Here is an 11,166-nt window from a genome sequence, read left to right as displayed (position 1 = left end):
AATCTAAAAGTTGTAGAATGATAATTTTTAGAAATACTTAATATTTACCATTTCATATTTTACAGATATATTTTTTAAATTATTACTCTTGTACCATCAAATTTTGTGAAGGAAAAACCATGAAATTCTTCATTATAGGTGTCTCTATAGTCCTGAAGTAACCCTATTGCTACAGCTTCTCCAAGTTTCATACCCTCTAAACCGTCTGAGCGCCAGTGAACACCTGCAAAATCTCGCGCAAGGGAAATATTGGTAGCAAGCTTATTTAATTCTCCCCCTACTTTTAAATCACCCCCAAGATATGGTTGCAACTTAAGTCCGTCAGCGCTAGCTACTACTGGATTAGGGATAATATAATCCTCATTGAAAAACGCTTTTAAAATAGTTACCTCCGCTCCAATGTGAGCTGCATGGCCTGCAGGATATGCTGGATGAGTTGGACATCCTTCAGGATAAGCCATAGGTAGAAGGTAGGTTCCATATTTTTCAAATACTATCTCTAATACCCTTGAATTTAATAATTCTGGATTAATCGGATACCTTGCAGCACCTGTCTTAAGGTTTTGTACGCATCCCCCAAACTCTTCGGGTCTTAATCTTCGATGCACTAAAAACTTTTGGAACCAGGCTGCTTCAAGTGCCATCCTTGATGCACGAGCCACAAAATCCAAAACATGTGGAGCACCAAAGGTAGCAAATCCCTGCTGAGTTTTTGAGAACAAATAAGGATTACTCAAAGACAAAGCGTCCTGCCCAAATCCTAGTAGTATGGAACAGGCCATTACTGCAGCCTGAATGCTGCTATCTTTATGAACATATTCACCAAGAACTCTGCCATTACTAATATATCGAGGTGTTGGATCAAGTTTTAATGTTGAAGATGGCGCCTGTCCATTCTGTATATTAAGCCATTCATTATATGAAGTCATATAATCGATTTTTCCCACAGGTGCAATATAGTTTTGTGTTACAGTTTTTGCCCCAAAGGGAATATCCTTCAAGAGGAACTGTGAAACATATGGTCCTTCCAAAGCACCAGGTACATTACCACGGAAAAGTGTTTCCGTGGTGACTTTACATTTGCACTTAGGACCATCAAACTTCGAAAACCTTGATAAATCCTCAGCTGCAGCCCTAGTTTCACGGTTAGTGTTATAATCTACAAAAGGGACATCACGAGTTAAAGCCATCCAATAATCCTCAGCCATTTCACTTGCTTCTATGGCACTGGAAAAGCTCGGAGCTGGTACAATAGTGAGATGATGAGAATCAGGTCCAACCATCTCATAGGCATAGGAAGCCTGAGGGTTAGAGAATTTTGTAGTCCCTCCTAGTGGTAACAACTCAAATTTTTCTGGATTTCCAGTGGCTAATGTGTTTATCCAAATATTGTAGGCATCTAGATTTACTTCTCCTAACAAATTATGAGGTAAAGCCTTTGTATAACTTCCAATTTTATTTGCATATAAAACTTCATCGTCATTGCATCTTTGACCCTGAAGGATCAAATTTTTCTGAAATAAAGCAGACTGAATTCGTTTTTCAAAGGCCTCAATGCGCCTCTGCTCAGGCGTCAAAGGTCCGATCCCGCACTGATCTTTTATTACATTATATTTAGGACATACGGACTTAGTAATACAAACTTTATCTTCACTTTGATTCGTTTCTCTCTTTTTATCTTGCCTTTCTTCCACCTTAATCACTCCTACTATTTAATTAGAACTTTACTATATTCAAATTTAAATATGCTATCTATATCAATTCTTCAATATATTATATGTATCGAGTGATTAAATTTCTATTCTTAATCTCAAATGTTATATAATTTAATTACGCTGACTTTTAAGCCAGCTATAAGCATTGGTGAATTTTATTGGTGAAGGTGGAGGAACCCCCTTCTTTGCTTTTTTACTAATGAATTAAAAATTAAGAATGAAGAATGAAAAATTATGGTTAAAGCTCCACCGTCAAAGCCTTTGGAGTTTTTTAAAATAAACTTGATTTTAGAAATTCACTTTTAGTGAATTTCATCCTAAATTTTTCATTTTTAATTATTAATCCTTAATTTCTAAGGGGTTAATCTGTTTTTGTAGAAAATTTATTTTCCAGAGTAGCATTAAATTTTCGCATTATATCCCTATATCATATCCAGACTCTTTAAGGTTTCTTTTTATTCCTTTACTTACTATGTCTAGCTCGTCTTTTTTAAATTTATTTTTAGAATAAGCTTGTGCCATATTAGAAATGCCTTTATTTTTTAGCTCCTCAAGTCTTTCCTTACTGTTTCTAGTTTGAAATAAATTTTCCTTTTCGCCATACCATTCCCTTATTTCTTCTTCTGTAGGTATTTTGTAGGAGTTATAATGTACAACTGCCTCCAGTGGCAATCTATCTAAAAGCCTACCTTCATTCTTTGGATATCCTAAACATAGCATTCCTGCTGGGAAAGTATACATCGGATTATTTATGATCTTTCTTAAATCCTTAGAGGTTACATCTCCGTTATAATATGTGCCAAGCCCTAGGCTTTCTGCTGCTATTTGAATATTATGAAGGCAAATTAGTGCATCCCAGTTATTTATGAAGAATGTATGAGTTGTATTTACAGGTGTTTTATCCTCACCAAAAGTAGTAAACCACTTTTTAGTTCTATAGGCATCTGCTAATGCTATTATTACAAGTGGTGTATTATATATTCCAAGCTCTTCTAGCTTTTCTAAGTCGTCGACTACAACTAATGAATATCCCTGCAAGTTTCCTCCATTAGCAGCCCTAATCCCAGCTTCTAGTATTTCATCTAAAATCTCTTTCTCAATTTTTTTCTTTTCAAAACTTCTTATTGACCTATGATTTTTTAATGATGTGATTACTTCATTGCTCATTTAACTTCCCCCCTTTTACCATTGTCCCTAAATTATACCAATACCTATTTAGCAATAGCAGACTTATAATATTATCCATTTTATGGTACAATAATAGTATAGGATAAGTATTTAAATGTAATAAAAAATTCACCACAGGAATGTGGTGAATTTTTGTTTTATATTCAACATAATTTATGAACTTTAAATCTACAATAAATATTTAGCATATCTCCGCACTTATCTGCTTCTATAGTTCCATTGATTTTTTCTATTAAACTTTTTACTATTGATAGGCCAAGTCCTGTACCTTTTCCTGATCTGTTTTTATCTGGCGAACTATTATTAAAATCTATATATCTTCTAAGATTAGCATTAATTCTTGCAGACAGTTCTTCAATATCAAAAGGTTTAGTAATGTAATCATCAGCACCTAATTTAAATAAATCTAGCTTAACTTGTTTTTCCAATTTTGCTAAAATCACAATTACAGGCATTTTTTTAGTTTTCCTTATATTTTTTAGTAATTCTTCACCTGTAATTCCAGGCAACATTAAATCTAACAAAACTAAATGAAAATCTGTATTATCAATATGCAACATAGCTTCTGTTCCAGAATAAGCTTGTCTTACATTGTATCCATTTCTTTCTACAAGCTTTGCTAACATTTTATTTATATCATTATCGTCTTCTACCACTAATATATTAATGTTATTATTCATAATTAATCACCTAACAATACTATAAAATTCTAGTGTTTATCACGTATTTTCTTAATATAGCTTATCATAACCGCTATATGAATTTCAAGTTTGTTTCTCTTGTTTTTGCAATGTATTTAATTTATTATAAATAGACAAAAGCAAAAACTACTAACACAAAGTCAGGTTTATATGATAATATAAATAAAAAAAGGGCAAAGGCCCTTTTCTATATTCCAGTTTTGTTCACTATTGAAGCTTCTCCACCTACTTTAATAATAATTCTTCCAAAACTTTTTTCTACTTTAACTATTATCTCGCTAGGATTATCCATATAGTATCCTTGTTCACAATAAATAGTTGTGTTTTCATCTTCATTAACTTTTATAATTTCATTCTTTATAAGATAAGCTCCTAACGCTCCATTCGAAGTACCTGTTGCACTTTCTTCATCAATTCCTGCTGCAGGACCAAAGTTCCTTGTAGAAACAGTGGAAGTATCATTTTCTGTTTCTACAGTAAATGCATGAACTCCAATCACACCTAAAGAGTTACTATAGTCTGCTAATTTCTTAAAATCAGGATTGATTGATTTTAGCACTTTAAGATTTTTAACAGGAAGCATTATATCTGCAAGTCCAGTAGATACTGCTTGAGGTTTTATCTTAAAAGATTCTATAAAAATATCTTTGCTTGAAATGCCTAGAATATCACAAAGTTCCTTACTATCATCTATTTCAAATAAAAATTTAGGTTCTGCTTGAGTCATTAGAACATTAGATATGTTACCATCATTAAAATTAAGCTCTACATCTAATATACCTGCTTTAGTTTTTTGTCTTATAATTTTTTGATTCTTTCCACCATCGCAAGTTATCATTCCTAGCTTTGCTAAAGTATAGAAACTAGCGATGGTAGCGTGACCACAAAGCTCAACTTCCTGAGTTGGTGTAAAGAATCTAACTTCATAATCATAATCTTCTAGATTCTTAGAATTATTATGCTCTTTTTTACTAGCATTAGGAATTATAAAAGCTGTTTCAGATAGTCCTATCTCTTTTGCAATAATTTGCATTTCTGAGTTGTTAATCATAGAAGCATCTACAACTACACCTGCACCATTACCCCCTTTATTATCTTTAGTAAAAGCATTTACTATATAAACTGATATTCCCATATTTAAATTCCTCCTAAGTTATTCAAGAAATATTTACTTTTATTTCTTAATATATAGTGATATAAAATTATATTATTAGGATTGATACGATATATTTTGTCCTATTTATGATGAAATGCTTGAACGCTTTAGTGATATTGGTCTTAACTAAATTATATCAATTCAATATTTTGTCCAATACCTAATCGAATTGCATTTTTAAATATCATGCAAGCAGTTATATTGTCTTGAATAGACATTCCTGTAGAGTCAAATATAGTAATCTCTTCGTTACTTTCACGTCCCAACTTAGTACCTAATAAGATTTCACCAATTTCTCCATGCAAATCTTTCTCAGTAATGATACCTTCTCTTATTGGGTTTTGTGTCTCACCGCGATGCACACACTGCTGTATATTATCTACAACTATTTTAGCATGTGAGAAAATTTTTGAATCAAGCTCCTGCTTACCTTCCATATCTGCACCAATTGCTATTATATGGGTGCCAGGGCTAATCCATTCATCTTGTATAATAGAATTTTTACTAGATGTTGCAGTGACAATAATATCTGAAGATTTTACAGCTTCCTTTGGCTCGTCACATAGGATAACCTGAATACCAAGCATTGCTTCTATATCTTGCTTATACTTCAACATATCCTCACCTATAGGACTCCAAACTTTTACTGTTTCTATAGGTAAGACCTCTTTAAGTGCTGACACCTGCATTCTAGCTTGATTTCCAGCACCAATCACACCTACAACCTCTGAATTTTTTCTCGCTAGTACCTTAGCAGAAACACCACCAGCCGCACCTGTTCGATATCCTGTAATCAAGCTGCCATCCATTATACATACTGGATAACCATTTTTTCCATCATATAAAGTTATGGTTGCTAAAAGTGTAGGTAAATTATAATGCTTTGGATTATCCCAATAACCAACTGCAGTTTTAACAGCAATCATCTTTGTAGACTTTGAATACCCAGCCTTTAGATCCATTTCTCCATTATAATCTGGTACCTCAATAGAAAGAATCGGTGGCTGAACCACCAATTTTCTATTAAAGTCCTTATATGCTTCTTCTACTGCCGCAATAGTATCTGTCATATTTAATATTTGCTTTACTTCTTTTTGATTAAGTAGCAATGTTTTCATACTAATTGCCTACACAAGTTTCTTTTCAATTAAGTAATTTTCAAAAACTTTTAAATTAGTTTCAAAATCCTTTCGACCATATCCCATTCTAAAATAATTATCTTTAAAGGCATATATATCTGCTGGTAGAAGTAATACTCCTTTTTCCGCAACCAATTTATCGCAGAATTCTCCTATTGGCATATCAATATTCATTTTGTGAAAAGCTATAGGTCCTGCACCTGGTCTGTTATATTTAAATAAATTAGCATACTTTTCAAAAAATTTATCTGCTATTTCAAGGTTTCCTTCAATGATTTTACGATTTCGCTCTAAAATCTCATCACTATGCTTTAAAGCAACAGTTGCAAGATATTCAGCAGTACTACTACAACAAATGCTGGTATAGTGCTTCATCTTTATCATCTTTTCAAGAATTTCTTTATCTTTTGTAGCAATCCAACCAATTCTAAGTCCAGCTAAACCATACGCTTTAGACATTACCCCAAGAGATATAGCTTTTTCATAAATATCTGCAAACCATGGTCGTTTAACCCCATCTAGCTCAATGCCTTTATATACTTCATCACAGAATACATATATCTCATGCTTACGAGCAATGTCGGCAATCTTTCTCATTTCTTCTTCTGTAAATATATATCCTGTAGGATTGTTTGGACTATTAACACAAATTAGTTTTGTATTTGGCTTAATCATTTTTTCTAATTCGTCATAATCTATAGACCAACCATTTTCTACTTGTTTAAGTGACCACTTGGACACTTCACATCCAATAGCATTACCTACCTCATATAGAGATTGATATATTGGAAACTGACATATCATATGATCTCCAGCTTCTAAACACACATTCAAGAAATTAAATATTGGTTCTTGCGCACCAGCATGAACAATGACCTCTTCTGAATTAATATTTTTATAAAGCTTAGAAATTTCTTTTCGTAGTTCTGGACTTCCAGGAACTTCAGTATATCCTAACCATCCATTTAACAATCCTTCTTCTGCTCCAGGCTCAAGAGCTAATAGTTCTTTTACAGACATTGACTCGCAATCTGATTGAGTCAATAAATAAGGAGCTGAGAATTCATGCTTCCCGAAGAATACTTCAAGCTTAAAATCATTTATATGCATAATTACCACCTAACCTTTTCTTATCTTTCTTTTATTATACTTAAATATTTTAACGCTGTATCCATCCATTTGTTGAATGTTAAACCAACCAAGTGTTACAATGGGAGTGATTAAAAAGAATCTATATGATTTCACAATGAAGATTTAATTTATGCATGATTTTAATTTCCATAATAAAATTTTTTTTCTACGAATGAAAAATTAAGAATGAAAGATNNTATTAATCCTTAATTTTTAAGAATTTAAGCTATTTTTATAGAAAATTTATTTTCTAGAGTATGTATTAAGTTTTCACAGTATATCCCCATATATATTTGAACATATAAGGAGGCGATTTCATGGAAAATAGAACATCTAATATAGTAAATATAGAATGGACACCTGATAAAGCCAGTAATATTCCAATTTTCAAACAAATTGTTAACTATATTAGTAATAAAATCTCTAAAGGCGACTGGCTTATTGGTAATAAACTTCCCTCTCAACGTGAACTTGCAAAAATGTTTGATGTTAATAGAAGTACCATAGTTGCGGCTTTAGAAGAACTAACCTCTCTTGGAATCCTAGAAGGTAAATCTGGACATGGCACTACAATTGTTAATAACACTTGGTCTTTGCTACTGTCTACTTCTCCGCCAAACTGGCAGCACTATATTGATTCCAGCATACATAAATCCAACTCTGTTACTATTCAAACTATAAACAAGATGGAATTTGTTGATGGTATCACACGACTTGGTACTTGTGAACTGTCACCTAATTTATTCCCTCGTGGTATGATGGATAAGGTCTTACGAAAATTACCTGAAAGAGCATATGACTTAAACTATTTAGCCCCTCTTGGTCTTCTTGAGCTGCGAAAAGTTTTGAGTCAATACTTAACAAAGTATGGGATATATGTACCACCATCTTGCATACTGATTGTTTCTGGTTCATTGCAGGCTTTACAATTAATTTCAGTATGTATGCTACGACCTGGTTCAACTGTATTTGTTGAATCTCCATCTTACTTAAACTCACTACATATTTTTCAATCTGCAGGAATGAAGCTTAGTGGACTTCCTATGGATAGTAGCGGTATTACTCCTTGGGCTCTAGATAGAAATCGCTATCTAAAAGAAACACCTTTGCTATATACCATACCCACTTTTCATAATCCAACTGGTATAGTTATGACAGAAGCAAGGCGTATGGAACTTTTAGATTGGTGTAAAAATAACCGTTTACCAATCATAGAAGATGATGCATATAGAGATCTATGGATAGATGAACTTCCTCCTCACCCATTAAAAGCTCATGATAAAAACGGTATAGTTCTATATATGGGAAGTATATCAAAATCCCTAGCACCAGGCCTTCGTATAGGTTGGTTAGCTGGACCTGAATCTATTGTAGAGCGTCTAGGAGATGTAAAAATGCAAACAGATTATGGATCAAGTTCCCTTTCACAATGGGCATTGGCAGAATTGCTGGAAAGCGGACTTTACGATCAGCATTTACTCAGTCTAAGAAAAAATTTAAAAGAGCGTCGTGATTTAGTTTTACATACACTAGAATCTCATTTTAAAGATATCGCTACTTGGAATGTTCCTGCTGGAGGATTTTATATTTGGTTAAAGCTTAACAAAAATATTTCAACGGATAGATTATTTGACTTAGCTTTAAAGGAAAAACTTCTAATAACTCCTGGAAGCATATATGATTTTTCAAAAAACCAGCATATACGTATTTCTTATTCCTATGCTGCACCTGACGAATTAGTAAAAGGCTTAATTAAATTATCAGAATTAATTGAAAAGATGTACCAATAAGATAAAGTTTATATTTATTATAAAATATAAATAATAATACACTTATATAAATCAGGAAATACCAAAAAAATAAAAGTAGTGAAGTAAAATAATATTAATTATTTTACTTCACCACGAGTTTAGGCATTTTCTTTCAAATACTTTATCTTATTTGACCATTTCCAAATATTATATACTTGTTACTAGTAAGTTCTTTAAGGCCCATTGGACCTCTTGCATGTAGTTTTTGAGTACTTATACCTATTTCTGCTCCAAATCCAAATTCCTCTCCATCAGTAAATCTAGTGGAAGCATTTACATAAACTGCCGCTGCATCTACACGTTGATGGAACTTTTGAGAATTATTATAGTCCTTTGTCACTATAACTTCAGAATGTCCTGAGCCGTATTTATTTATATGTGCTATAGCTTCATCTACATCCTTTACTACTTTTATGCAAATTATGTAATCTAGATATTCCTTATAATAGTCCTCTTCATCTGCTAGTATTATAGCATTTACTATTTCTATAGAGCTTTTATCGCCTCTAACTTCTACTTTTCTTTTCCTTAATTCATCCACTATTACTGGAATAAATTCTTTTGCTACATCTTCATGAACAAGTAATTTTTCCTCAGCATTACAAACTGCTGGTCTACTAGTTTTTGCATTAATAACTATTTCTTTTGCCATTTCTAGGTCGCAGTTTTTATCAACGTAAACGTGGCAGTTTCCTGTTCCTGTTTCTATCACTGGCACTGTAGCATTTTCTACTACTGATTTTATGAGTCCTGCTCCTCCTCTTGGTATTAGCACGTCTATATATTCATTTAACTTCATCATTTCTTTAACAGTTTCTCTACTTGTATCTTCTATTAACTGGATACAATCTACTGGTAATTGAGTGTTTTCAAGTGCTCCCTTTAATACTTCTACTATTTTTTTGTTGGAGTTTATAGCTTCACTTCCACCTCTTAATATTGTTGTATTACCTGATTTTAAACATAATCCCACTGCATCACAAGTAACATTTGGTCTTGCCTCGTATATTATTCCTATTACTCCTAGAGGCACTCTTTTTTTCCCTATTTGTAATCCATTTGGTCTAATTACTATTGAACTTACTTCACCTATAGGGTCTTCTAATCCTGCTACTTGTATTAAGCCACCGCTCATTCCTTTGATTCTATCTTCATTTAGAAGCAATCTATCTACCATTGATTCTGATATTCCTTTATTTCTTGCATTTTCTATATCAATTTTATTTGCTTCTATTATGTACTTAGAATTTGCTAATAAAGCTTTTGCCATTTCATTTAAAGCTTTATTTTTTTCATTTGTTGAAATGTTTGATAATATGTACGAAGCTTCTTTTGCTTTTTTACCTTTTAAAATCAACTCTTTCATCTAAACTTATCCCCTTTATGTTTTGCTTAAATTTCTTTTCCAAGAAATAAAGTTCCTACCTCTTCTCCATTTAATATATCAACAAGTATGCTTGGATCTTCTCCATTTGCTAATATCATATTTGTACCATTATCAGTTACACATTTTGCTGCATGTATTTTAGTTTCCATGCCACCTGTACCTAATGTACTTCCTGCACCTTCTGCAAAGCTTTCTATTTCATCAGTTATAGATTTTACCTCTTTTATAAGCTTTGCATCCTTGTTTGTTCTTGGATTAGAATCATAAAATCCATCGATATCTGATAATATTACTAAAAGATCTGCATTCACAATAGTAGAAACTACTGCTGCTAAATTGTCATTATCTCCAAACCTAGATACATTTTCAATTTCATCTATAGATACACTATCATTTTCATTTACTATTGGAATTATTCTACTTTCTAACAAAGTTTCAAAAGTGTTTACAACATTATTTCTACTTCTTTCACTTTCTATATTATCTCTTGTTAGAAGTATTTGACCTACTGAGTAGCCATACTCTCCAAATAATTTGCTATAAATATTCATAAGTGCTACTTGACCTACAGATGCTGCTGCTTGTTTTTCTCTAATAGTTTTTGGCTTTTTCTTTAAATGCATTTTACTTACTCCAACACCTATAGCTCCAGATGTTACAAGGATTACTTCTTTCCCGCTATTTATTAAGTCAGATATTGACATAGCTATTTTTTCAATTCTTCCTAAATTTATGTTTCCATTGCTGTAAGTTAAAGTTGATGTACCAATTTTTATAATTATTCTTTTTGATTCTTTAATACTTTCACGATATTTCATTTCTCTTCCCTTTTAGGCATTAAAATAAAATAATTAGCCAAAGATTTACCGTCTATTTCTTATTGATGAAAAATACACTGATAGTAAATTTTGAAGGATTATAATACAAAATGCTAGTTA

General features: G+C 32.2%; 8 protein-coding genes and 1 pseudogene. 1 reads left to right on the top strand and 8 read right to left on the bottom strand.

Annotation, left to right across the window (positions count from 1 at the left end; genetic code table 11):
- Nucleotides 1-74: 74 nt before the first annotated feature.
- From B2W91_RS00170 to B2W91_RS00145, 6 genes and pseudogenes are all read right to left on the bottom strand, one after another.
- Nucleotides 75-1,694, bottom strand: a complete 1,620-nt coding sequence (locus B2W91_RS00170; RefSeq protein WP_291578218.1) for a vanadium-dependent haloperoxidase — start codon at nucleotides 1,692-1,694, stop codon at nucleotides 75-77.
- Nucleotides 1,695-2,129: 435 nt separating this feature from the next.
- Nucleotides 2,130-2,882, bottom strand: coding sequence for a nitroreductase family protein (locus tag B2W91_RS00165; RefSeq protein ID WP_291578217.1), 753 nt, complete (start codon nucleotides 2,880-2,882; stop codon nucleotides 2,130-2,132).
- Nucleotides 2,883-3,196: 314 nt separating this feature from the next.
- A pseudogene (locus B2W91_RS00160) lies at nucleotides 3,197-3,583 on the bottom strand (response regulator transcription factor); the annotation flags it as partial.
- A 208-nt stretch (nucleotides 3,584-3,791) separates the two neighbouring features.
- Complete coding sequence (locus tag B2W91_RS00155) at nucleotides 3,792-4,739, bottom strand: PhzF family phenazine biosynthesis protein (protein WP_291578215.1); 948 nt, start codon at nucleotides 4,737-4,739, stop codon at nucleotides 3,792-3,794.
- 152 nt (nucleotides 4,740-4,891) lie between these two features.
- Nucleotides 4,892-5,878, bottom strand: a complete 987-nt coding sequence (locus B2W91_RS00150; protein ID WP_291578214.1) for an ornithine cyclodeaminase family protein — start codon at nucleotides 5,876-5,878, stop codon at nucleotides 4,892-4,894.
- Between the two features lie 9 nt (nucleotides 5,879-5,887).
- On the bottom strand, nucleotides 5,888-7,009 hold the full coding sequence (locus tag B2W91_RS00145) for an aminotransferase class I/II-fold pyridoxal phosphate-dependent enzyme (protein ID WP_291578213.1): 1,122 nt from the start codon (nucleotides 7,007-7,009) through the stop codon (nucleotides 5,888-5,890).
- Between the two features lie 338 nt (nucleotides 7,010-7,347).
- Here B2W91_RS00145 and B2W91_RS00140 point away from each other — a divergent pair, with 338 nt between their 5' ends.
- The gene (locus B2W91_RS00140) at nucleotides 7,348-8,820 is read left to right on the top strand and encodes a PLP-dependent aminotransferase family protein (protein WP_349680765.1); all 1,473 of its coding nucleotides are present in this window, start codon (nucleotides 7,348-7,350) and stop codon (nucleotides 8,818-8,820) included.
- A 142-nt stretch (nucleotides 8,821-8,962) separates the two neighbouring features.
- Here B2W91_RS00140 and B2W91_RS00135 read toward each other — a convergent pair whose 3' ends face one another.
- Both B2W91_RS00135 and proB read right to left on the bottom strand, forming a co-directional pair.
- The gene (locus B2W91_RS00135; RefSeq protein WP_291578212.1) at nucleotides 8,963-10,207 is read right to left on the bottom strand and encodes a glutamate-5-semialdehyde dehydrogenase; all 1,245 of its coding nucleotides are present in this window, start codon (nucleotides 10,205-10,207) and stop codon (nucleotides 8,963-8,965) included.
- Nucleotides 10,208-10,233: 26 nt separating this feature from the next.
- The gene (gene proB, locus B2W91_RS00130; RefSeq protein ID WP_291578211.1) at nucleotides 10,234-11,046 is read right to left on the bottom strand and encodes a glutamate 5-kinase; all 813 of its coding nucleotides are present in this window, start codon (nucleotides 11,044-11,046) and stop codon (nucleotides 10,234-10,236) included.
- Nucleotides 11,047-11,166 lie beyond the last annotated feature (120 nt).

This window comes from Clostridium sp. UBA6640 (assembly GCF_002455975.1).
GTDB lineage: Bacteria > Bacillota > Clostridia > Clostridiales > Clostridiaceae > Clostridium_J.
The sequence above is the reverse complement of the archived record's forward strand: the minus strand, read 5'-3'. Positions and strand labels throughout refer to the sequence as shown.